Below are 22,372 nucleotides of genomic sequence, written 5' to 3'. Positions count from 1 at the left end.
TCATGCTGAAACGGATGCGGCGCGGATTCACCCTGGTCGAGCTCATGGTCGTGATGGCCATCATCGCGCTCTTGCTGGCGCTGGCGCTGCCGCGCTATTTCAAGCACCTGGACATGTCCCGCGAAACCATCCTCAAGCAGGATCTCGCCGTCATGCGCGACGCCATCGACAAATATCATGGCGACACCGGCCGTTACCCGGACAGTCTCGATGCCCTGGTCAGCGCACGCTACCTGCGCTCGCTCCCCGTCGACCCGATCACCGAGCGCCCCGACACCTGGCAGGTCGTGGCGCCCTCGGGCGGCGACGCCGGGGCGATGGTCGACATCAAGAGCGGCGCGCCGGGAATGGCGCACGACGGCAGCGCCTATGCCGACTGGTAAGCCCGCACAATCCGGCTTCACCTACCTGTTCGTGCTGATGCTGGTCGCGCTGATCGGCATGGGTCTGGCCGCCGCGGGCACCCTCTGGCACACCGAGTCGCAACGCGAGCGCGAGGCCGACCTGCTGTTCATCGGCGACCAGTACCGCCAGGCCATCCGCAGCTACTACGAACTCGATCCCGCGCAGCCGCGCCTGCCGCAAAGCCTCGACGACCTGCTGGAAGACAACCGCCGCCCCAACGTCGTGCGGCATCTGCGCCGCGCCTGGCGCGACCCGTTGACCGGCCGCCCGTTCGTGCTGATCCGCGAGCCCGGCACGCAGGGCATCGCCGGCGTGTACAGCCCGGCGCCGGGCCATCCTTTCAAGAATGCGGGGTTTGCAGCGAAAGACGAGGCGTTCAAGGATGCGAAGAGCTATGCCGAGTGGCGGTTCGTATTTTCTCCGGCCTCGGCCGTCGCTGCGGGTCCGGCTTCGCCCCAGTCGCCGAACCCAAATCAGACGCCAGGCTCAGCACAAACGCCGCAAGAGCACCCTTGGGCCCCCGCCTCGAGGGCAGGTAATGCAGGACGCTGATCGGAAGTCGCTCCCACGCCGCCAACCAAGTAGAATCCCCGCATGTTCTACCTCGACCTCTTTGCCGCGCTCAACCGCCATGTCGATTATGTGTTGATCGGCGGCCTGGCGATTTCGCTGCACGGGATCGAGCGGGCGACGATGGATATTGACGTGACCGTGGCCATGACTCCAGACAACTTGTCGGCGCTGGTGGAGATGGCGCGTGAGCTGGGCATGACGCCGGTACTGCCAGTGGCGCTCGAGAGCCTCTCCGATCTCGACCAGTTGGCTCAGTGGCATCGCGAACGCAATCTGGAAGCCTTCGCACTCCGTGCGCCCGGCCTGTCTGGCGTCACGCTGGACGTATTGCTCTACCCGCCGGTTGACTACGCCCAAATGCGCAACCGCGCGGTTACCTTCCTGGCGGGCGACGTACCCGTCGTGGTCGCTTCCATCGACGACATGATCGCGCTGAAACAGGCCGTAGGCCGCCCAATCGATCTTGCGGACATCGAACATCTCAAGCGTCTGAAAGAAATCNTGAACATGCCTNTTGATCGCAGCAACCGCACCTACCATGTCAGCGATGAACGCCTGCGCGCCTTTCGCGCGCTTTCGCCCGAGGACAAACTGCGCTGGGTGGAGCAGTTGGCAACCTTCCTTCGATTGGCTCAGCCTGTCGAAAGCGTCGCCGCCAGCAAAGCGGGAAAACACAATCAGCCTGCGTAGACTGGCAAACCGTTGAGTGGAACTGCACATCCTCATCGGCCAGAGTTGGGCAAGCGTCCCCGATAACTGCCGCACGCGCTCCCTATTGACCTTCCCTCTTTCCTTGCCCATCTGACATCTCCAAGTGAATTGTGACTCCACTCAAAAATGTCCGAAATACCCGGGTCAGTTTAGTCTGACCCCATTTATTCAATCGTGGACGCTGGTTTCACTTGCCGTTTAACGGTGGGAGAGGAAACGCCTTTTCCTTGGCAAGGGTGTAGGCATCCAGTCGGCAAGATTTCAGTTTGGCGTTGGGATTAGCAACCGTGGCGGCCGCGCCTCCTATCTCCAGTAGAGTTCTAGCTACGTAGACATCCTTGCCAACTATCGCCCCTTGAAGTGCAGTGCAACCCCGGCATCGACAAACTCGATGCCAGCGCCAACCCCTTGTTATGCATCAATACAGCTAACTCTTTGGATTTCTGACGCTGCTCGGGAGTCAGTTCTCGTGAGTGGTATCGAAAGCCCCCAACCACTGCCCCAAGCGTAAGGCCAATATGCGAGAAATCCTGCTGAATAATTTCAGGACTCCTGCCCTTCAATATTGCCAACGAAACCTTATCAACAAACGGCAGCAGTCGCCATTTTTTTCATTGTCGTCTGGGTGAATGGCGTATTCAACTAATGTTGTCGACCAGTCCAAAAATAAAGCTTCCCATAGCCAACAACAATATAAATACCGCAGCCCACAATAAAAAAGGGGCAACCGCTTGAGAAATAATCGTCTTATTCCCATAGTCATTGCCCCTGCTTATATGTTTCGTAATCGGTTTTGTGGACGAGCGCAGATTGATTTCGCGCCGCATACCCAAACGTCTCCCGCAACTGCCCCGCATACACTTTCGGGTCGGACGAGAATTGCAATGAGGGCGAGAAATAGCCTTTGAGCGAATCGATCACCGTGTTAACGAATGATTTGGGCGAAGTAGCCGGGCCAACAAACGGCGACACGATATTGCCAACGCGTTGAACCTCCGCTGCCGTCACCACTAGATCAGCTGCCAAATTTATTCCTGTGGAGTCAATTTGCCCAACTGTTAGCGCAGACGCATCACGGGGATAGAAAAATCCGAATGTTTCAACCGCATGGGCATTCGACAAACCACCCGCCAGTTTCTGTACCTTTTCCTGACAACCATGCTGCACACAGTTAAACAGATACCCAAATGCAGCTGTAGTAGCTCCATTGGCGAACCTCCCGCCGCCCAGCTCTGCCGCCGTTCCCCCTAGCACCACGCGCATAACAAATCCATCGTATTGCCTCGGCAGATTGCTTCCCGCCCATTCCGAGAACCCGGCACCCAACGCGCCCGATCCACAGTTCCCACCGGAAGCCGATGCGCTGATGCACCCTGCACCCGCATGCGCAGCAACCCGGGCCGCTTGCCCATAGGCATCACCAATTTCCCCNGCACCGAAAAAAAGCGCTCCACCCAACGCGCCATACCCAGCGGCACGCATATCTCCGCCCGAGGCAATGTAGCCAGCGGTGGCTCCTGTCAATGCCGCCCCACCATAAAGCATCGTATTCAGTGTACCAACGCTGATGGCGTGTGTCGCTGCCACATTCCACGCCATGTTTGAAAGCATGGGGCCAAGATTCCAGGCCACAACCACTGCCACGACTGGCTTGACCACCTTGTCCCTAAAGCTCGACCACTTCATCCCAAAGATCTTGAAATACCCCGTTGGATCGGTGAACCCCATCGGATTGTTGTTCACATAGCTGTATCGGTTCAGGCTCTGCAGATCGAACGGATTGTCGACCGTCGGATCCGCGCTGACGAAGCGGGAGAGCACCGGNTCGTACAATCGCCCGTTCATATGCGTCAGCCCGCCGTCCAGCATTTCATGCGCCGTATGCCCCTGGCGAGTGGCGTTGATCCCCGTGTTGTTGCCGTAGGTCAGGGTCTGCTTGCCCCAGGCGTCGTAGCGGAAGCGGGTCAGCACGACGCCTGCGCTGTCGGTGACCGCGGTGATCGAACCCTGGGTGTCGCTGTGGAAATAGCGCGTCTGCGCCGCAGGCGCAGTGCCGCTGCTGACCTCGAAGGTGAGCACCTCGCCGATGGCACGGCCGCCGCCGTACAGGGTGACCCGATGCTCGATAGTGCCGCTCGTGTACAGGGTCCGCTCGTAGTGCCCGCCCTGATGCACGCTGGGGTTCAGGTACCAGGTCGTGCGGCCGGATGCGACCATCTTGTAGCGGTCGTGCTCGGGCGTATAGAGCCAGCTCTGGGTCTGTCCGGATTGGGTCAGGCTGGCTGGCATGTTCCACGCGGTCCAGGCGACGGAACGCCCGGCACCGCTGGTAAGGTTGCCGTTGGCGTCGTAGGCGTAGCCGAGATTCGCCGGCCCGCCGGTGACTGCGGTGACGGCATGTTTGTGCAGGGCATCGCCGTAGGCGTAATTGCCGACGCCGGTCTTGCTGACGAGGTTGCCCAGAGCGTCGTAGACCAGCGTCTGGCTGGAGGCGACGCCGTCGATCGTGGAATCGATCTGCGTCAGGCGGTTGATCGCATCGTAACCGCCGCGGATTTCGAGCTGGTTGCCCGGGCCGTCGGCGTAGATCGCGACGTTGCCGATCGTGTCGTAGACATAGGCCTGCCCCTGGATCTGCTGGCCACTCGCGGTATTCGCGACGATGTTCTGGATGCGGCCGGTGTCGGCCGCATAGCCATGGTCGGTGACCACGCCGTTGCCGGTGGTTTCGCGGATGGCGTGGCCCTCGGCATCCATGGTGTTGAGCTGCCAGTAGAGCGCATTGGTGGCGGCGTTGCGGACTTCGGCGACGTAGCCGTAGGCGTTGTAGACGGTCTTGAGGGTGAGGCCGTTGGGGTAGCTCTGCTGGGACGCCCGGCCGAAGGCATCGTAGGTGACGCTGCTAAAGAGCAGNGGATTGCCCGCCCCCATATTGGAAAGCGTGATCTGGGGACGGCCATAGTTGTCGTAGTAATGGGTACGGATATAGCCCGCACTGGTCTTGGCCTGCTGGAGCTTGCCTTTCCCCATGGCGGCCGTGTCGTAGATCCAGTCGCTGGTCAGCCCGTTCTCGACGCGCCGGGTCATGCGGCCGAGTACGTCGTAACTCATGGTTGCGACCTGATTCTTGGCGTCGGTTTGCTTCACCAGTTCGCCGAGGACGTTGTACTCGTAGGTCCAGGTGCCCAGATCGGGGTCGGTCGTCTGGATCTTGCGGCCCCGTAAATCGTAGAGATTGACGATGCTGTTCCCCGCCGGATCGGTGGTGCGGGCGAGGTTGCCGAAGGGTCGTAGGCATAGGTGGTGACGNTTACCCATGGCGTCGGTGACGCTGACCTTCTGGCCCTGGCTGTTTTTGATCTCGGTGGTGATCTGGCCTTTGCGGTTGGTGCGGGCAATCGTCAGGCCGTTGTAATCGACGCTGAGCGCGGGGGTGTCCGGCACGTCGGGCTCATAGACCTTGACGACGCGGCCGAGATCGTCGTATTCGCTGGTGACCCAATACACGGCCTGACCGGCGAAATAGGGACGCGAGACTTTCTGTACGCGGCCTGAATTGTCGTAGACGGTGTCCTTGTAGATCCAGCTGCCGTCGAAGCCCTGGGTGGCGGTGCGCAATTTGCGGTTGAGGCTGTCGAAGTAGTCGACGGAAACCGGAGCGATCTGGGTTCCGGCCCCGAACACCTGGGTGACGATGCGATAGACGCCATTGGCGGGGCAGGCGGCGTCGCACCCGTCGTAGGTCCAGACGGTCTGCGTGCCGTCGGCCCGATTCTCCTGGGTCTTGCGGCCGAAGCCGTCGTACTGCCAGGTGGTGGTGAGGTTGTTGGGGCCGGTGAGACTGGTGACGGCGCCAAAGCGGGGATCGAAGGCCTTGGTTTCGGTGTGGCCAAGCGCATTGGCGGCAGTGAGGGGGAACTGGCCGTTGGCGTCCCAGGTAGTCGTCGTGGCACGGGTCGCGATGGCGGCGGTGCCGGTGGCCGGGGAGCTGACGGTGACGCTGGTGCGGTTGCCGAAGGCGTCGTAGGTATAGGCGGTATCGAGCCGCATCTGCGGCTGGTCGGGCTCGATGGTTTCCTTGACCAGGAGGCCGGTATCGGGGTCGTACTCAAACGAAGAGGTACGGGTCAGTTGCGCACCCCAGGCAGGCAGGGTCAGCGCCAGAATCAGGCTCAACAATACGCTACGCATGGTCCCTTCCCCTTATGGCGTGATGCTGGTGACGGTGCTGCGACGCAGGCGTCCCAAGAACCAGCGATTGGCGTCGATGATGTTGTCGTAGGTATTTGTTGTGGTCTTGTTGTAGCCCCCGCCTGAGTCGACAGCGATGGCAGTGGGGTTGCCCCAGGCGTCGTACTGGGTGTCGGTGACGACGGTGGAGATCAGCCCGCCGGTGAGTTCGTAGCTGGATTCGACCGTATGAGTAGGCAGGGATTGGTGCCAGGTGGGGCTGATGCCGGTGTTGAGGAGCTGGTCGGTGTAGGTGATGAGGCTCTGGCTCAGGAGGACGCCGCCATTGGTGCGCTTCTGGGTGCTCAGGGGCTGGCCCTGGTAGGGGTAGTCCTGGCGGTAGGTGGTGGTGGAACGGATGTGCGCCTGGGGATCGTGGACGGTGACCTGACGGAAGCCGAGGAAGCCGCCGCCGAGAAGGTGGGATTTGGCGCCGGCGTAGGTGTAGTACGTGGAATAGGTGCCGCCGAGGCCGTCGCTCACCGCTACGCTGGAGACGACGTACAGCGGGGATTGGACGTCGACGTAGGGGTAAACAGAACCCGCGTCCTTGGTGTAGACGGAACTGTCGGTCAGGGGCTTGTAAGTGATCGCAGTGGTGGCGCCGAGGCCGGTAGTAATTTGAGACAATTTTGTTGCCTCTCCAGTTTCACGATATGAATAGATTGTTTGAGTTCCTGTATCAAGACGAACCACGTCTGCACAGCCATCGCCGTTGACATCAGCAAGGAAGCCTTGCAACGTTGACAACGTGCCATAGTTGTTCGTTATCGTTGCACCCTGGAATGTCCCGTTACAGTTGGACTTGTAAGTCCATATTTGCTGACTGCCGGTATCAAGACGAACCACGTCTGCACAGCCATCGCCGTTGACATCAGCAAGGAAACCTTGCAACGTTGACAACGTGCCATAGTTGTTCGTTATCGTTGCACCCTGGAATGTCCCGTTACAGTTGGACTTGTAAGTCCATATTTGCTGACTGCCGGTATCAAGACGAACCACGTCTGCACAGCCATCGCCGTTGACATCAGCAAGGAAGCCTTGCAACGTTGACAACGTGCCATAGTTGTTCGTTATCGTTGCACCTTCAAAGTGGCCGTTAGAATCGCTCCACTGAAAATTTGTTGCCGGCAAACACGTTCCATCCTCTATACACTCTGCAAGGCTGTATAGACGCGAACGTTGAGTCGATGAACTCTGCTCATATGCCAGCCGATAGTCCTTGACTGTCGTGCTGCCCGCAAACGTCTGCACATTCGTAAGCCTGACCGTGGTCTTGTTGACCGATCCCGCCTGATACAGCGGTGTGATGTCCGGTCGTGCCTCGTAGACAAACCGCACCGAGTTGCCCGGCGTCTTGCCCGCATTGCCGTTGCCGGTGTAGTCGATCCGATCCGGGTAGTACTGCCCGTTGGGGTTGTCTTCGATGTAACTGACGGTGAGGGTGTTACCGACGGTGTCGGAGAGCTTGTTCAGGCTCCATAGCATGACTTCGGTCTTGCCCTGGGCTTCGATCCGGGAATCGGCGGTGTTGCCGTATTCGAGGATCTGGCCGCTCTTGGTCCAGACTTTCCACCAGGCAGGGCCGCTACCCTGGCTGCCGTAGCTGACGATGCGGCTGTAGCTTTCGGACTCGGTGCGGTATTCGGTGGTGTCGGCGCCATAGGTGCCGCTGACGGCAACAAGACGCTGGCCGTCGAGGCAGTAGCGGTCGTTCGCGTTGTAGTTGACGCCGCCGATGACACCATCCTGGACCATGGTCTTGGGACAGCGATGGATGACGGAGAGGCCGGCGAGGCTCCAGCCCATGCCGAGCAGGCCATTGCCGCCCTGGCTGTTGTAGACAAGGCTGAGCTTGGGCTCGATGCCCGCGGTGCCGGGCGGAACGGCGATGGGGAGGGTGTAGGTGAAGGCGCCGCTGGGGCTGACCTGATGGCTGCCGGGGTGGCGCCGACAGCGGTAGCGTATGCGGACGGCGCGAACGACGCCGGTATTAAGGCGACCAACCCGAACAGGGCGATGATGCGTTCAAAGACTCGTCCAGGCGAGGGACGATAGACGGCAAAACTGAAGGACATGCGGCTCTCCCAAAAGCTGCACTGGTTAATTGTTTTTCAGTTTTCCGCAGAGGTGGCCGACGTGCTTGGCATCGGCCTGTATGGATGGGGCGAAACTTACAGGGTGGTTTTTGAGTGTGTCAAGTGAAATTTCATGACAAACCTGTTTTATGCCGTTTGCCGGGGACATCAATCCAGGGGCCAGCGTCTGATCACTTCGTAATGCGCGCCTTCTGGTTCGGTGACAGACTTCACCAGTACGAAATCGCTCACCGGCCAGCGTACCGGCTCGCATACTGGGATTTCGCCGCCCACCGTGTTGCGCAGCAGCGTGACATGCGGCACATGCGGCCGCGCATCGACGGGAAAACCGGTCGCCTGCAGGGCGGCATTCAGCGCGCCGACCAGTTCGACGTGCTGCGACGGCGTCTCACTCGCACCCAGCCAGCCGATGCGGTTGTGGCGCCAGTAGCCGGCCTGGTCGAGGATCAGTTCGAATGCGTGTGACTGGACGGTGTCGGCGCAGGCGACCAGGGCATCCAGGTGCTCGGCCGGCGTGCTGCCGAGAAAGGCCAGGGTGAGATGCAGGGTGTCGGCACGCATGCGCCGGCCACCCCAGTGTTGGTGCAACCATTTCCCAGTACGATTGAGTGCTACGCGGGTGGCGTCGTCCGGCCACAGGGCGAAGAACAGACGTAGAGTATCGGGCTTGGCCGAATGAAACTCAGCCGGAGCGGATTCAGTCACGCGCGATCAGGCACACCGCCTCGGCAGCGATACCTTCGCCGCGTCCGGTGAAGCCCAGTTTCTCGGTGGTGGTCGCCTTGACGTTGACGTGGTCGATGGCGATGCCGAGGTCGTCGGCGATGTGCGCCGTCATGCGCGCGACATGCGGCGCCATTTTCGGCGCCTGGGCGATGATGGTGGCGTCGACGTTGCCGACGCGCCAGCCGCGTTGCTGCAACTGTTCGGCGACGCGACGCAGCAGGATGCGGCTGTCGATGCCCTTGAATTCGGCGCTGGTATCGGGAAAGTGGCGACCGATGTCGCCCAGCCCGGCGGCGCCCAGTAGTGCATCGCAGACCGCGTGCAGCAGCACGTCGGCGTCGGAATGGCCGGCGAGTCCGCGNGTCGTAGGAATCTCGACGCCGCCGATGATGAGTTTGCGATTCTCGGCAAAGGCATGGACGCCGAAGCCGTGGCCGATGCGGAAGTCATTCATTCAGCTTTCCCAGAATCAGACCCGCCAACTCCAGGTCTTGCGGGTAGGTAACCTTGAGGTTGCGGCTGTCTGACTCGACCAGCCTGGGCTGCAGCCCGAGTTGCTCGATGGCCGAGGCCTCGTCGGTCATGTCGCTGCCGGCGGCGCGCAGGGCGCGGGTCAGCATGCCATGACGGAACATCTGCGGCGTCTGCGCCTGCCACAGGCCGGCGCGCGGTACGGTCGCCTCGGCGCGTGCGCCGTGCGCGGTGTCGGCCGCGGCGCGCTTGAGCGTGTCGGCCACGGGCATGGCGAGCAGCCCGCCGACGGGATCGTCGGCGACGTCGTCGAGCAGCTTGTCGAGCATCTCGTCGGGTAGGCAGGGCCGCGCGGCGTCGTGCACCAGCACCCAGTCGTCGGGATCGCACACCCTGGCAATCGCGTCGAGACCGTTCAGCACGGTCTCCGCGCGGGTCTTGCCGCCGCAGCGCAAGACCTCGATGCGCTCTTCCCAGCCACGCCATTCGTAGTTGTTCCAGCGGCGGTCGGTCGGCGACAGCACGACGAAGATGCGCGCGATGCGCGGCTCGCGGGCCAGCACCATCATGGCGTGCGCGATCATCGGCACGGCATTGAGGTCGAGGTACTGCTTCTCGACGGCGCCGCCCATGCGCGAGCCGGAGCCGGCGGCGGGAATCAGCGCGTAGAACGTCATGCCTCGCCTCCCGGCGCGAGCACGTCGCGGTTGCCGTTGGACTGCATCGCCGAGACGAGTCCGGCGCGCTCCATGTCCTCGATCATGCGCGCGGCGCGGTTGTAGCCGATGCGCAGCTGGCGCTGCACCGACGAGATCGACGCGCGGCGCGACTTCAGCACGTAGGCGACGGCCTGGTCGTAGAGCGGATCGGCTTCCGCGCCCGCCTCGCCGAATTCGCCGCCGCCCTCACCTACCTCTTCCGGTGATTCGAGCACGCCTTCGATGTATTCCGGTTCGCCCAGAGACTTCAAATAATCGACGACGCGATGCACTTCGTTGTCCGACACGAAGGCGCCGTGCACGCGCTGCGGCAGGCCGGTGCCGGGCGGCAGGTAGAGCATGTCGCCCTGCCCCAGCAGCGCCTCGGCGCCCATCTGATCCAAAATCGTGCGCGAGTCAATCTTGCTCGACACCTGGAAGGCGATGCGGGTCGGGATGTTGGCCTTGATGAGGCCGGTGATGACGTCGACCGACGGCCGCTGCGTCGCCAGGATCAGATGGATGCCGGCGGCCCTGGCTTTTTGGGCGAGCCGCGCGATGAGTTCCTCGACCTTCTTGCCGACCACCATCATGAGGTCGGCGAGCTCGTCGATCATCACCACGATCATCGGCATGGTTTCCAGCGGCTCCGGGTTGTCGGGTGTCAGGCTGAACGGGTGCGTCAGCGGCGTGCCGGCCTTCTTGGCATCGCGCACCTTCTGGTTGTAGCCGGCGAGGTTGCGCACGCCGACTGCCGACATCAGCTTGTAACGCCGCTCCATCTCGCCCACGCACCAGTTGAGCGCGCTGGCGGCCTGCTTCATGTCGGTGACCACCGGTGCCAGCAGGTGCGGGATGCCTTCATAGATGGAAAGCTCGAGCATCTTGGGATCGACCATGATCATGCGCACGGCGCTCGGGTCGGATTTGTAGACCAGCGACAAAATCATCGCATTGACGCCAACCGACTTGCCCGAGCCGGTGGTGCCGGCGACCAGCAGGTGCGGCATTTTTCCCAAATCCGCCACCACCGGATTCCCGGCGATGTCCTTGCCGAGCGTGACCGTGAGCGGGCTCGCGCTGTCGTGATAGGCCTTGGAGCCGAGAATTTCGCTCAGTCGCACGATCTGCCGCTTGGGGTTGGGGATTTCCAGCCCCATGGTGTGCTTGCCCGGAATCGCCTCGACCACGCGGATGCTGATCACCGACAGCGTTCGCGCCAGGTCCTTCGCGAGATTGACGATCTGGCTGCCCTTCACGCCCGTTGCCGGTTCGATCTCGTAGCGCGTGATGACCGGGCCGGGCGAGGCCGACACCACCTTCACCTCGACGCCGAATTCGGCGAGCTTGCGCTCGATCATCAGCGAGGTGAACTCCAGCGCCTCGGGGCTAGCGGTTTCTACCGCCTCGTCGGCGGGATCGAGCAGGTGCAGTGGCGGCAGCGGCGAATCCGGCAGGTCGGAGAACAGCGGCGCCTGCTTTTCGGTGACGGCGCGCTCGGACTGCGGCACTTCCTTCACCACCGGTTCGATGCGAATGGGCGGTGCTTCGACGCGCTTCTTCTTCTCAACCGACACTTTCGCTTCGCGTTTCTGCTGTGCCGCCTCGCCCAGCTTGCGGTCGCGGTAGGCCTGCCAGGTCTGGATCGACGTCCACCAGGCCCACTCCACCCCCGCGCCGGTGCGCTCGGCCATACTGAGCCACGACACGCCGGTGAACAGGCTGAACCCGACCGCCATCAGCAGCAGCAAGACCAGCGAGCCACCGGTGAACCCGAGCAGCGCACCCGCAGTGGCACCCAGTCCCGCGCCCAGCACGCCGCCATGCGCGTCCGGCAGCGCCACCGCCCAGTGCCAGGTGCGCAGCCATTCGATACCGGTGCTGCCCAGCAACAGCAAGCCGAACCCGCCCAGCCTGAACCAGCGCTGACGCCCNCCTGTCAGCGGGGTTTCATCGAGATGGCGAAAGGTATGAACGACATAGGCCGCCGCCAACACCACCCACCACCAGGCCGACAGTCCAAACAGCATCAACAGCAGATCCGACAGCCACGCGCCGACACGCCCGCCCAGATTGTGCAGCGGACCGCCGTCGCCCGTGGTGCTGAAGCCTGGGTCGGCCGCGTTGTGGGTGAGCAGGATGGCCGCCAGCAGCAGCGCCGCACACCCCACCAGCAAGGCACGGGCTTCGCGCAGCAGCCTTTGCATGCGCGGTGACAAGGGAGTCGAAGAACGGGAAGCGGGACGCGCCATGGGAACTTAAGGGCTGAAAGTGGCCCTGATTATACCGGGCTGGCTGCATGGAAATGCCGCCGCCAAGATTGGTTATAATAGTGCCCTTTCCCCACGGCTGATTACAGACATGAGCACCGCACACCACAAACTCATCATTCTCGGTTCCGGCCCCGCCGGCTATTCGGCTGCGGTGTATGCCGCGCGCGCCAACCTCTCGCCGGTCGTCATCACCGGCATGCAGCAGGGCGGCCAGCTGATGACCACCACCGAAGTCGACAACTGGCCGGCCGACGCCGACGGCGTGCAGGGTCCCGAACTGATGGATCGCTTCCAGCGCCACGCCGAGCGCTTCAAGACTGAGATCATCTTCGACCAGATCCACACCGCCAAGCTAACCGAGAAGCCCTTCACGCTGATCGGCGACTCCGGCACCTATACCTGCGATGCGCTGATCATCGCCACCGGCGCCTCGGCCATGTACCTGGGGCTGGAAAGCGAGCAGGCCTTCATGGGCAAGGGCGTGTCGGGCTGCGCTACCTGCGACGGCTTCTTCTACAAGAACCAGGACGTCGCCGTGATCGGCGGCGGCAACACCGCCGTTGAAGAAGCGCTGTATCTCGCCAATATTGCGAAACACGTCACCGTGGTGCACCGCCGTGACACCTTCAAGTCCGAGAAGATCCTGGTCGACCACCTGATGGAAAAGGTCAAGGAAGGCAAGATCAGCCTCGAACTCGACCACACGCTGGACGAAGTGCTGGGCGACAAGACCGGCGTCACCGGCATGCGCATCAAGAGCACCAAGGACGGCGCGACCAAGGACATCGCGCTGACCGGAATCTTCATCGCCATCGGCCACAAGCCCAACACCGCCATCTTCGAAGGCCAGCTTACGCTGGAGGGCGGCTACATCGTCACCAAGGGCGGCAACAAGGGCAATGCCACCGCCACCAACATCGAAGGCGTGTTCGCGGCCGGCGACGTGCAGGATCACATCTATCGCCAGGCTGTCACCAGCGCCGGTACCGGTTGCATGGCTGCGCTCGACGCCGAGCGCTACCTCGACGCACTGGGCAAGACCAAGTGAGATGAAACGCAGCCGCAGTGCGCTCGCGCCCGCCTCGTTCGAGGCGCTGGCACGTGTGCGCCGCGCCTTGCGCGAGCAGGCTGCTGCTGCGCCGACCACGCTGCACCAAGCACCGCATAAACCGAAACCGAAACCGGACGGCGCCATGCTGTTCCGCCGTGCCGTCGCCGACGCCGTTCCACTTCCCCCGCAAACCGCGCCGATATCGCACGCCCGCGTCCCAAACCCATCGCCCACCAACGGCGGGCCGACGAGCAGCAAGCCCTGATCGACGCCCTCTCCGATCCGTGGGACTGGGAAGCCGCCGTTTCCACAGGCGAAGAAATGCTGTATTCACGCCCAGGCGTCCCCACCGCCGCACTCAGGAAACTGCGGCGTGGCGGCTGGGTCATCCGCGGCGAACTCGACCTGCACGGCCACACCGGCGACGAAGCCCGCATGGCGGTGGCCGCCTTCCTCAACCGCTGCATGCTCGAAGACCGGCGCTGCGTACGCATCATCCACGGCAAGGGGCATGGCTCGAAGAACCGCCTGCCGGTACTGAAAAACAAGGTACGCCACTGGCTGATGCAGCGCGAGGACGTGCTTGCCTTCTGCCAGGCCCGCACGGTCGATGGCGGCGCCGGTGCCGTCATCGTGCTACTCAAATCCTCGTCACGCTGAAAGAAAGAGAGACCCATCATGAGCGATCCCGTCATCACCGATTTCGAGTTGCCGTCCACCGGCAACACGCCTTTCAAGCTGTCCGACCATCGCGGCAAGAACGTCGTCGTCTATTTCTATCCCAAGGACAACACGTCGGGCTGCACCCTCGAAGGTCAGGAATTCCGCGACCTGTATGCCGATTTCGGCAAGGCCAACACGATCGTCGTCGGCATTTCACGCGACAGCATCAAGTCGCACGAGGGCTTCAAGGCCGAATTCGGCTTTCCGTTCGAACTGTTGTCCGACAAGGACGAAATCGTCTGCGAACAGTTCGGCGTGATGAAGCTGAAAAACATGTACGGCAAGCAGGTGCGCGGGGTCGAGCGCAGTACCTTCGTGTTCGATGTGAACGGCAAGCTGGTGAAGAGCTGGCGCGGGCTGAAGGCGCCGGGGCATGCGGCGGAGGTGTTGGGGTTTGTGCAGGGCTGTAAGTGTGCCTCGTCATTGCGCGATGTGCAGCGCCGAAGCAATCCAGTGCGGATCAAGCACCGGAGAGCCACTGAGTAGTGTTGGCTTCGCAGGACTGAGGCTCGTTGGCCGGGGGTAGCCTGGCCAACGGTCAACAGTCCTGCGAGAGCTCAGCTATTGCCAACGGCGCTTCGACAGGCTCAGCGCGAACGGTGGTTAGGTCAGCGGCGGTGGGCCCTACTCCACCGTAATCGGCACAGCCAAATCCCCNCTACTCTCTGCCGCAAANAACCGCTCCACCACCTCCAGCTTCCGTGTCCGCGTCATCGCCGGCAGCGCATTCAACAGCAAGCGCCCATACGGCTTGTCCGCCAGCCGCGTGTCGCAAATCATCAGCACGCCGCGATCGGTCTCGGTGCGGATCAGCCGCCCGGCCCCCTGCTTCAGGCTGATCGCCGCGTGCGGCAATTGATAATCCATGAAGGGCTTGCCGCCGTTCTTCTCGGCCTGGGCGATGCGCGCGGCGACGACCGGGTCGTCGGGTGGCTGGAACGGCAGCTTGTCGATGATGACGACCGACAGCACGTCGCCGGGCATGTCGACGCCCTCCCAGAAACTCTGACTGCCCAGCAGCACGGCGTTGCCGGCCTTNTGGAAACGGGCCAGCAATTCGTTCTTGGGGGCCTCGCCCTGCACCAGCAGCGGGTAGTCCCAGCCGCGAAATTTGAATGCATCGATCAGCAGGCCGCGCGCCCGTTCCAACGCACGCAGGCTGGTGAACAGAATGAAGGCGCGGCCGCGGCTGACTTCGAGCACAGGCAGTGCGGCCTTGACGACGGCATCGGTGAATTCGGACGTGTTGGGTGCGGGGAGGTTCTGCGGGACATAGAGCACGCCCTGGCGCGGATAGTCGAAGGGGCTGTCGACGCACAGGGTTTCGACGGCCTCGATGCCCAGGCGCGTTTTCAGGTGGGTGAAATCGCCGCCGACGGACAGCGTGGCCGAGGTGAGGATCCACGCCTGCGCCCGCTCGGTGAGCTTGGCGCCGAACATGGCGCCGACCGACAGCGGCGTCGCGTGCAGCAGCAGCGAACTCATCGTGGTTTCCAGCCAGCGCACGCGCGGGTTATCGGGGTCGTCCTCGCGCTGCCAACTGGCGAGCGTGCCCTGCACGGCCTGCGCGCGCTCGAAACAGTTCTTCAGATCGGCATCGCGTTCGGCCTGGCTCTCCAACAGTTTCGTCATCTCATCCAGACCGGCAGCCAGCGCGCTCAAGGCAGCCGGCCATTTGTCGTAGCGCGTCAGTTCCGCGAACGTCGATTTGACGGGATTCTGCGGAAACACCAGACGCAGGTCGCGCGTGATCTTGGTCAGCTCTTCAGCGGCGCGGCGCAGTGCCGGAAAATCACCCGCTTTCACCGCAGCGAGACGTTTGGCATCGCCTGCCAGATCGAGCAGTTGCGCGGTGGACAACGTTTCGCCAAAGAACTGTGCAGCGGTTTCGGCGAGTTGGTGAGCTTCGTCGAGGATCACGGTGTTGCAAGCCGGCAGCAGTTCGGCGACGCCTTCGTCCTTCAGCCACAGGTCGGCGAAGAAGAGATGGTGGTTGACCACCACGACTTCGGCGTCGAGCGCGGCCTTGCGCGCCGCCATCACGAAGCAGTCCTTGAAATGGCTGCACTCGCTGCCGAGGCAGGTGTCGCGGCTGGAGACCGCGTAATGCCAGGCGGTGGCGTCTTCCGGGATGCCTTCGGCCTCAGCACGATCGCCGCTCGAACTGGTTTCGGCAAAGCGGGCGATCTTGGCGAGCCAGACGGGATCGTCGCGGTGGGCGAAGCGGCCATCGGCAAGATTGCGTTGCAGATGGTGATGACAGACATAGTTGGCACGGCCTTTCAGCAGTGCCACCTTGACCGGCGATTTCAGCGCACGACGCGCAGCCGGCAGGTCGCGGTGAAACAACTGGTCCTGCAAGGCCTTGGTACCGGTGGAGATCACCACCTTGCCGCCCGACAGCAAGGCGGGAATCAGATAGGCCAGCGTTTTCCCCGTACCGGTTCCCGCTTCGGCCAGCAATACGCTGTTATCGGCGACCGCACGCTCGACTGCCTCGGCCATGGCCAGTTGCTGCGGACGCGCACGCCAGCCCGGCAGGACTGCGGCACACGCGCCATCGGGGGAAAAGAGCTGTTTCAGATCAAACATTTTTGGGCCGGATTTCAAGACGAAGTGTAACATTCACCCTAGGCAGAACCGTTTGCAGTTGCTTCAGTTCCACACTTCTTCTGCCGTTAGAACCTTAGACTTTGCCTATCCAGTCCCGCCATGCGCCTATACCTGCTTTGCTTGCTGATGTCGGTATTCCAAGTCGCGGCACACGCGGCCATCGTCCAGCAGGAGATGCGCCCCGGAATCCCCGCCAATGCCGAATATCTGATCGGGCAGCGTAGCAAGCCCGCCGTATTGCTGTTGCATGGCTTCTTGCAAACGCGCGAGTTCCCCACCGTCGCCACGCTGGCCCGCGGACTGCAGGATGCGGGCTACACGGTCCTGCTGCCCACGCTCAGCCTCAATATCCCCAACCGCATGCAGAGCCTGGCATGCGAAGCAGTACACAAACACAGCATGGAGGACGACGTGGCCGAGATCGGGCGCTGGGTGGGCTGGCTGAAGGCGCACGGCCATCGCTCCATCGTACTGGTCGGTCACAGTTTCGGCAGTTTGCAGTTGCTGGCGTATCTGAGTACCCATCCGGATCCGGCGATCAAGGCCTACATCGGCGCCTCGCTGGTCGAAGCCCAGATCGGCACCACATCGCGCCAGGCCCTGATTGCCCAGCTGGAAGCCCAGATACAGAACCAACAACGAACCCTGGTCACCCAGCGCCTGTCATTCTGCCGGAAATACACCTCGACGCCGGACGGCCTGTTGTCGTATGTGCGCTGGGACCAGCCTCGCCTGCTGACCGCGTTGAAGCAGGTACCGACCAGCGTGCAACTCATCATGGGCGATGCCGACGGCATGCTCGGCCAAGGCTGGCTCAAGGCTTTGCAGCATATCCAGGTTCCTCTGGTGATCGTGCACGGAGGCAGCCATTTCATGGATGGCGAGCATGAATTCGATCTGCTGGACCACACGCTCAAGTTCCTTGAAGCGCAGCAACAAGGATCATCCCAATGAAATGGCCCGATGCCATTTCCATCAAGCAGATCGCGCTCGCTTTCATTACCGGGCTCCTGGTACTGATGAGCCTGATCGGCGGCTTTGCCGCCTACCAGACACGCGAGGTCACCCGCAGCCTGGAACAGCACAACCAGAATGCGGCCGCTTCCGAACTGACCTCGGCCGTTCAGCGCCTGTTGCGCCAGACGGATGACCAGGCAGCCAACTTGGCAGACTGGGACGAAACCCGACAACAACTGGTACTGCCCGAGTATTACTCATACTGGCGCGATCAACGGGTCTACGAAAGCGGCATGCTGCCCAGCCACTTTGTCCGGGTGGCACTGTATACCCCATCGGGGTCGCTGCTGGCCCCGAGCCCGGCAAAAATCAGCCTGCCGGCCAGATTGCCCGCCGACGTCCCGCTTCATCGGCTATCCAGCTGGCTGGCCGATGAGGCGGGCGCCACCGTTTTGTATCATGCCTTCCCGGTTTACATCGACGAACGGCATCAAACCCTGCTCGGCTACGGCATGATCCGGCTCGATTTCATGCCGGCCCTGCTGCAGCAGGAAGCGCTCCACTTCGCGGACAAGGCCAGCATCAAGCTGACGCTGAAACCGGGCGAAAACCTGCCTGCCACCAAGCTGCTTTCAAGGCTGACGTTCAAAGCCCAGCCCGACCCCGACCGGCTCCGCTTTCAGAGCATCCTGTCACGCACCCTGCTTGCGCTGTTTGTGCTCCTGATGGCCATGTCCCTGCTCGGTTTCGTCGTCTACAACCGCCTGCTGGTGCGTCCGCTACGCCGGCTATCGCAGGATATCGATGCCATGCAGCACGGCCGGTTCAGCCCCCATTCCTCGCGTTCGCAGGCCATGCGCATCAGCGAACTGGAGAATGTCCGCCGCTCGCTGTATGACTATCAGCTGCAATTGCGCGAACTGCACGGCTCGCTGGAACACCAGAATCGCGAATTCCATTCGCAGGCACGCCAGGATGCGCTCACCGGCTGCCACAACCGGCGCGCCTATGAAGAAGACTGGGAGAAATTCCGTATCGAGCTGAAAAATGCGCCACAAGGCGTGGCCTTTCTGCTGTTCGATTGCGACCGCTTCAAGACCATCAACGACACTTACGGCCACGCCAAGGGCGACCGCGTGCTGTCCATCATCGCCGATGCACTGGTGATGGCGCTGCGCGCCAACGACCGCCTGTACCGCCTCGGCGGGGACGAGTTCGCCACCTTCCTGTCACGCACCACCCCGGCCCAGGCCAAGCAGATCGCGCAGCGCTGCCAAAGCCTGCTCGACGCGTCGGTCTTCAGCGATCTGGGAATCAATGAGCCAGTCGGGATCAGCATCGGCATCGCCTTCTGCGCGCCCGATCAGCTCGAGCATATCAACGACCTGCCCAAGCAGGCGGACATCGCCATGTACACCGCGAAACAGCCCGGCCGTACCCGCATCGCCCTGTATGGCGAGGATACCGAGCGCGCCTCGCAGACGCTGGTGGCCAGCCGCGAAACCAGCGCCCTGTTCCAAGCCCTGGCCAGCCCCGGCATGATCGAAATGCATTACCAGTCCATTCACGCGCTGCCCGGGCGCAAGGTGGATTATTACGAAGCCCTGGCGCGCATCCGCTACCGCAACGACCTCATCATGCCGGACGCCTTCCTGCCGGTTGTCAGCAGCCGCCGCCTGGAGGCCGGGTTCGATCTGGCGGTGCTGAACCAGGTCGATGCCGACCTGTCGTCACAGCAGCTGCCGCCCGGCATCGGGGTATCGATCAACCTGTCCGCTCAAAGCATTTCGCACCCCGAGGTCGTGTCGCAACTGCTGGAGTTGTCGCGTCACAATGCCCGCCACCCGCTGATGCTGGAAATCACGGAAACCTCGCTCATCACGCAAATGTCGGAGGTGCGCACCTATCTCGACCTGCTGCGTACCGTGAACTACCGCATCGCCATGGACGATTTCGGCACCGGCTACTCGCCGTTGCGTTATCTGGTCGATCTGCCGGTGGACGTGGTCAAGTTCGACATCTCGCTGGTGAACAAGCTGGGACAGGACAACCGTGCAAGCCAGGTGGTAGCCGACTTCGCCCGCATGATGAGCGATGCGGGCTACTCGCTGGTAGCCGAGGGCGTGGAAACCGACACCATCCTGCGCAAGGTCGAAAGCCTGGGCATTGCACACGTGCAGGGTTACTTGCTGAGCCGTCCCATGCCGCTGGCCAAAGTGGCCGCCAGCTTCGACGACCAGAACGCAGACGTCAATTGCACCGCCTGATTCCGGGCATCAATGCTTGCCCGAGCGCCAGATGGAAAAAATGATCCACAGGCTGTTGAAAAACGCGATCAGGAATCCCAGCAGGCCGAACAGCGGCAGGCCGAATAGCTGGGGGCCGCCTTTCACCGTCATGATGATGCTCGAGCCGACGACCAGCGAGGCCGTCAGAATGCCCATGGTCAGCCGGTTGCTGGCACGGTCCAGCTGATGGCCGAACTGATCCAGTCGCTTCAGGTCGAGATCGACCTTGACCCGGCCCCGCCGCATATCGCGCAACAGATGCCGTAGATCGCGCGGCACATCGGCCAGCACCTCCAGCGTCTCGCGCACGCTCTTGCGCCCGCGCGCAAGCAAGGCCTGCGGCGTGTAACGCTGCTGGATGACGCGTTCCACGAAGGGCGTCACATGGTCGATCATGTGGAATTCCGGATCGAGTTGCTGGCCCAGCCCCTCCAGCGTGATCAGCGTCTTGAACAACAGGGTCAGATCGGCCGGCAGGACCAGGTTGTTGTCACGCATGACCGCCGTGATGTCGTTCAGCAATCCACCGATTTTCACGTCCTTGAGTTGCAGATCGTCGTAGCTCTGCAGCAGTTCCGCCACGTCGTAGGCCAGGCGGTCTTCATCGCCGACCGACTCGCCACTCCAGTCGAGCAGCACCTGTAGCAAGGCCTGCTCGTCCTTGCGCGTCAAGGCATGCAGCAGATCGACGATCTGGTTGCGGCGGGGATTGGTCAGCATCCCCACCATGCCGAAGTCGATCATGCCAATGCGGTTGTCTGGCAGGAAAAGAACATTCCCGGGATGCGGGTCGGCATGGAAATAGCCATGTTCCAGCACCATGCGCAGCACGGCATCGGCCCCGCGTGCCGCCAGCAGCTTGGGATCGAGTCCCTGCGCGCGCAGCTTGTCGGGCGCGACGCCGGCCATCCCGATGATTTCTTCCTGCACATTGACGCGATCATTGGTGTACTCCCAGTACACCCGGGGAATTTTCACCAGCGGCTCGTCGGCGAAATGACGCGCGAACTGGTCGATGTTGCGTGCTTCTTTCGCCAGGTCGAGTTCGCGATTCAAGGAGCGGCGGAACTGCGACACGATTTGGACCGGATCGTAGCGGCGCGAATCCGGTACTTCGCTTTCCAGCAGCTTGGCGGCGTGCTCCATGATGCGCAGATCGGCCTGGATCACCCCTTCGATGCCGGGCCGGCGCATCTTGACGACGACCCGCGTGCCGTCCTTGAGCGTGGCACGATATACCTGCGCAATGGAGGCCGCCGCCAGCGGCACCGTATCGAATTCCGCGAACACTTCGGCGGGATCGCCCTTGATGGCCGCCACCAGATCACGATGCAACCGCTCGTAAGGCACTGCCGGCACCTGGCTGTGCAGCTTCTCGAATTCGGTGATCCAGTGCGGCGGGAACATGTCGACCCGCGTCGCCAACACCTGGCCCAGCTTGACGAAGGTCGGACCGAGTTCTTCCAGTGCGCGGCGCACGCGCACCGGCGCGTCGAGCTGGCTGATCTCGCTGGTGCTGTGCCAGTGCAAAACCCGGCCGGCGCGCTCCAGTGCGCCGCTGATGCCCAGGACGCGCACCAGATCGCCCCAGCCATAACGGATCATCACCGAGGCGATTTCATGCAATCGCGGCAGGTCGCGCACGACCGAAATGGTTTCCCAGAGCATCGTTGTTTTTTGGAATCAGTTAATGCCGAGAGTGTACCCGCAAGGGCACGTCGGATCCGTAAGCCACTGCGGCAACGACCTGCTGTCGCCGCAAGCCGCATGGCGGGGATAACCCGCGCCCGTCGCGGAGAGGTCAGGAACGCAGGCGCTCGCTCTGCCGTTTGAGCGAATCGGACAGAGCCTCCAGGATGCCGCTCGCCACTAACGACAGGCGTTCGGTCGCCTTACTGGCCGATTCGCTCAGCCCGGCCCGTCCCGCGGCGCCGCTGGCCTTCACGCCGTTCGCCAGTTGCTGGAGCGCTTCGCGCACCTGTTCGCCGGTGCGGGTGCCGCTGATTATCAGGTGATCGCTCAGGTAGCCGAGTTCTTCCTTCAGCTTGCCGCCCGATTGGCTGGCGGTCTGCTTCAGGGCTTCGACAATCTGGCCCTCCAGGTCGCGGAGTTGTTCGAGGCTCGCCTTCAGTTCATTGTCCTTGAAGGATTGGCCTTGGGTGGCCGCTTCGCGCAAGGTATAGGACGCCGCCTGTGCCGCGCTGCCGACGGCCTCGTCCAGACCGGCGATCGCCTGTTTGAGTCCATCCTTCATTTCGCCGCCGCGCGAAGTCAGGCCGCTGCCCACGCCGGACGAGATGGCAACGACCAACTCGCGTATGTCATTCAGCGCCATGCGCCGTTCGTGCAGCACGCGCGCAGTCAATTCACGGACGCGCTCGTGCAGGTCGGGCGCGGACACTGCCGCCGCGGCCTCGTCGTGCAATTGCACAAGCTGCGTATTTTCAGGGATACTCATTTCGCCTGTGGCAGGCGTGTTCACGTCATTCATGATGCAGTCCTCAGGGTCAAGATTTGCCGCATTTGGCCGTAGTTTCGCTTCAACTATAGAGCA

At 62.4% G+C, this 22,372-nt stretch carries 18 protein-coding genes; 9 read left to right on the top strand and 9 right to left on the bottom strand.

Translation table 11 applies throughout. The features are described 5' to 3' along the window. Positions 1 to 2 precede the first annotated feature (2 nt). Genes HZY77_RS01730 through HZY77_RS01720 form a run of 3 tightly spaced genes read left to right on the top strand, consistent with a single transcriptional unit; the run spans position 3 to position 1,668 of the window. Positions 3 to 383 carry a prepilin-type N-terminal cleavage/methylation domain-containing protein gene (locus HZY77_RS01730; RefSeq protein WP_296818131.1) on the top strand — a complete coding sequence of 127 codons (381 nt, stop codon included), beginning with the start codon at positions 3 to 5 and terminating at the stop codon, positions 381 to 383. Beyond that, positions 370 to 957, top strand: a complete 588-nt coding sequence (locus HZY77_RS01725) for a type II secretion system protein (protein WP_296818129.1) — start codon at positions 370 to 372, stop codon at positions 955 to 957. The genes HZY77_RS01730 and HZY77_RS01725 overlap by 14 nt, the downstream gene beginning before the upstream one ends. A 42-nt stretch (positions 958 to 999) precedes the next feature. Continuing rightward, positions 1,000 to 1,668 (top strand): nucleotidyl transferase AbiEii/AbiGii toxin family protein, encoded by a 669-nt coding sequence (locus HZY77_RS01720; protein WP_296818127.1) that lies wholly within the window; start codon positions 1,000 to 1,002, stop codon positions 1,666 to 1,668. A gap of 780 nt (positions 1,669 to 2,448) precedes the next feature. Here HZY77_RS01720 and HZY77_RS01715 read toward each other — a convergent pair. The 6 genes from HZY77_RS01715 to HZY77_RS01690 form a co-directional block, all read right to left on the bottom strand. Beyond that, entirely contained in the window at positions 2,449 to 5,880 is a 3,432-nt protein-coding gene (locus HZY77_RS01715) for an RHS repeat domain-containing protein (RefSeq protein ID WP_296818125.1), read from the bottom strand. A gap of 12 nt (positions 5,881 to 5,892) precedes the next feature. Beyond that, positions 5,893 to 7,785: an FG-GAP-like repeat-containing protein gene (locus tag HZY77_RS01710; protein ID WP_296820776.1), complete on the bottom strand. Its 1,893-nt coding sequence runs from the start codon at positions 7,783 to 7,785 to the stop codon at positions 5,893 to 5,895. A 380-nt stretch (positions 7,786 to 8,165) separates the two neighbouring features. Beyond that, positions 8,166 to 8,723, bottom strand: a complete 558-nt coding sequence (gene thpR, locus HZY77_RS01705; RefSeq protein ID WP_296818123.1) for an RNA 2',3'-cyclic phosphodiesterase — start codon at positions 8,721 to 8,723, stop codon at positions 8,166 to 8,168. Further along, on the bottom strand, positions 8,716 to 9,198 hold the full coding sequence (gene ispF, locus HZY77_RS01700; protein ID WP_296818121.1) for a 2-C-methyl-D-erythritol 2,4-cyclodiphosphate synthase: 483 nt from the start codon (positions 9,196 to 9,198) through the stop codon (positions 8,716 to 8,718). The genes thpR and ispF overlap by 8 nt, the downstream gene beginning before the upstream one ends. After that, positions 9,191 to 9,892 (bottom strand): 2-C-methyl-D-erythritol 4-phosphate cytidylyltransferase, encoded by a 702-nt coding sequence (gene ispD / locus HZY77_RS01695; RefSeq protein WP_296818119.1) that lies wholly within the window; start codon positions 9,890 to 9,892, stop codon positions 9,191 to 9,193. Before ispD ends, ispF begins: the two co-directional genes overlap by 8 nt. Further along, on the bottom strand, positions 9,889 to 12,165 hold the full coding sequence (locus tag HZY77_RS01690; protein ID WP_296818116.1) for a DNA translocase FtsK: 2,277 nt from the start codon (positions 12,163 to 12,165) through the stop codon (positions 9,889 to 9,891). The genes ispD and HZY77_RS01690 overlap by 4 nt, the downstream gene beginning before the upstream one ends. A 109-nt stretch (positions 12,166 to 12,274) precedes the next feature. On the opposite strand from HZY77_RS01690, the gene trxB reads away from it, so the two are divergent. The 4 genes from trxB to HZY77_RS01670 are packed head-to-tail and all read left to right on the top strand — an operon-like array spanning position 12,275 to position 14,446. Then, complete coding sequence (trxB, locus tag HZY77_RS01685; protein ID WP_296818114.1) at positions 12,275 to 13,234, top strand: thioredoxin-disulfide reductase; 960 nt, start codon at positions 12,275 to 12,277, stop codon at positions 13,232 to 13,234. 1 nt (position 13,235) lies between these two features. Next, positions 13,236 to 13,502 carry a hypothetical protein gene (locus HZY77_RS01680; protein ID WP_296818111.1) on the top strand — a complete coding sequence of 89 codons (267 nt, stop codon included), beginning with the start codon at positions 13,236 to 13,238 and terminating at the stop codon, positions 13,500 to 13,502. Positions 13,503 to 13,558: 56 nt separating this feature from the next. Continuing rightward, entirely contained in the window at positions 13,559 to 13,897 is a 339-nt protein-coding gene (locus HZY77_RS01675) for a Smr/MutS family protein (RefSeq protein WP_296818109.1), read from the top strand. Between the two features lie 18 nt (positions 13,898 to 13,915). Continuing rightward, positions 13,916 to 14,446, top strand: coding sequence for a peroxiredoxin (locus HZY77_RS01670; protein WP_296818107.1), 531 nt, complete (start codon positions 13,916 to 13,918; stop codon positions 14,444 to 14,446). Between the two features lie 138 nt (positions 14,447 to 14,584). On the opposite strand, the gene HZY77_RS01665 is transcribed toward HZY77_RS01670, so the two are convergent. Continuing rightward, positions 14,585 to 16,552 (bottom strand): ATP-dependent DNA helicase, encoded by a 1,968-nt coding sequence (locus HZY77_RS01665; RefSeq protein ID WP_296818105.1) that lies wholly within the window; start codon positions 16,550 to 16,552, stop codon positions 14,585 to 14,587. Between the two features lie 147 nt (positions 16,553 to 16,699). Between HZY77_RS01665 and HZY77_RS01660 the strand changes: the two genes are divergently transcribed. Further along, positions 16,700 to 17,527: an alpha/beta fold hydrolase gene (locus tag HZY77_RS01660; protein ID WP_296818103.1), complete on the top strand. Its 828-nt coding sequence runs from the start codon at positions 16,700 to 16,702 to the stop codon at positions 17,525 to 17,527. Continuing rightward, positions 17,524 to 19,797: an EAL domain-containing protein gene (locus HZY77_RS01655; RefSeq protein WP_296818101.1), complete on the top strand. Its 2,274-nt coding sequence runs from the start codon at positions 17,524 to 17,526 to the stop codon at positions 19,795 to 19,797. Before HZY77_RS01660 ends, HZY77_RS01655 begins: the two co-directional genes overlap by 4 nt. A gap of 9 nt (positions 19,798 to 19,806) precedes the next feature. Here HZY77_RS01655 and HZY77_RS01650 read toward each other — a convergent pair whose 3' ends face one another. Together HZY77_RS01650 and HZY77_RS01645 are read right to left on the bottom strand one after the other, a co-directional pair. Further along, positions 19,807 to 21,486 (bottom strand): AarF/UbiB family protein, encoded by a 1,680-nt coding sequence (locus tag HZY77_RS01650; RefSeq protein WP_296818099.1) that lies wholly within the window; start codon positions 21,484 to 21,486, stop codon positions 19,807 to 19,809. Positions 21,487 to 21,619: 133 nt separating this feature from the next. After that, positions 21,620 to 22,309 (bottom strand): DUF6781 family protein, encoded by a 690-nt coding sequence (locus tag HZY77_RS01645; protein ID WP_296818097.1) that lies wholly within the window; start codon positions 22,307 to 22,309, stop codon positions 21,620 to 21,622. Between the last annotated feature and the right edge of the window lie 63 nt (positions 22,310 to 22,372).

The sequence above is a fragment of the Thiobacillus sp. genome (assembly GCF_013693775.1).
Lineage (GTDB): Bacteria > Pseudomonadota > Gammaproteobacteria > Burkholderiales > Thiobacillaceae > Thiobacillus.
This window is presented reverse-complemented; position numbering and strand designations above follow the sequence as displayed.

Bases quoted from the DNA above. Each gene is read 5' to 3' on its own strand.
- HZY77_RS01725 (WP_296818129.1), top strand. From the start codon at position 370: ATGCCGACTGGTAAGCCCGCACAATCCGGCTTCACCTACCTGTTCGTG.
- HZY77_RS01650 (WP_296818099.1), bottom strand. From the start codon at position 21,486: ATGCTCTGGGAAACCATTTCGGTCGTGCGCGACCTGCCGCGATTGCAT.
- HZY77_RS01730 (WP_296818131.1), top strand. From the start codon at position 3: ATGCTGAAACGGATGCGGCGCGGATTCACCCTGGTCGAGCTCATGGTC.
- ispD (WP_296818119.1), bottom strand. From the start codon at position 9,892: ATGACGTTCTACGCGCTGATTCCCGCCGCCGGCTCCGGCTCGCGCATG.
- HZY77_RS01680 (WP_296818111.1), top strand. From the start codon at position 13,236: ATGAAACGCAGCCGCAGTGCGCTCGCGCCCGCCTCGTTCGAGGCGCTG.
- trxB (WP_296818114.1), top strand. From the start codon at position 12,275: ATGAGCACCGCACACCACAAACTCATCATTCTCGGTTCCGGCCCCGCC.
- HZY77_RS01645 (WP_296818097.1), bottom strand. From the start codon at position 22,309: ATGAATGACGTGAACACGCCTGCCACAGGCGAAATGAGTATCCCTGAA.
- HZY77_RS01675 (WP_296818109.1), top strand. From the start codon at position 13,559: ATGCTGTATTCACGCCCAGGCGTCCCCACCGCCGCACTCAGGAAACTG.
- HZY77_RS01655 (WP_296818101.1), top strand. From the start codon at position 17,524: ATGAAATGGCCCGATGCCATTTCCATCAAGCAGATCGCGCTCGCTTTC.
- HZY77_RS01660 (WP_296818103.1), top strand. From the start codon at position 16,700: ATGTCGGTATTCCAAGTCGCGGCACACGCGGCCATCGTCCAGCAGGAG.
- HZY77_RS01670 (WP_296818107.1), top strand. From the start codon at position 13,916: ATGAGCGATCCCGTCATCACCGATTTCGAGTTGCCGTCCACCGGCAAC.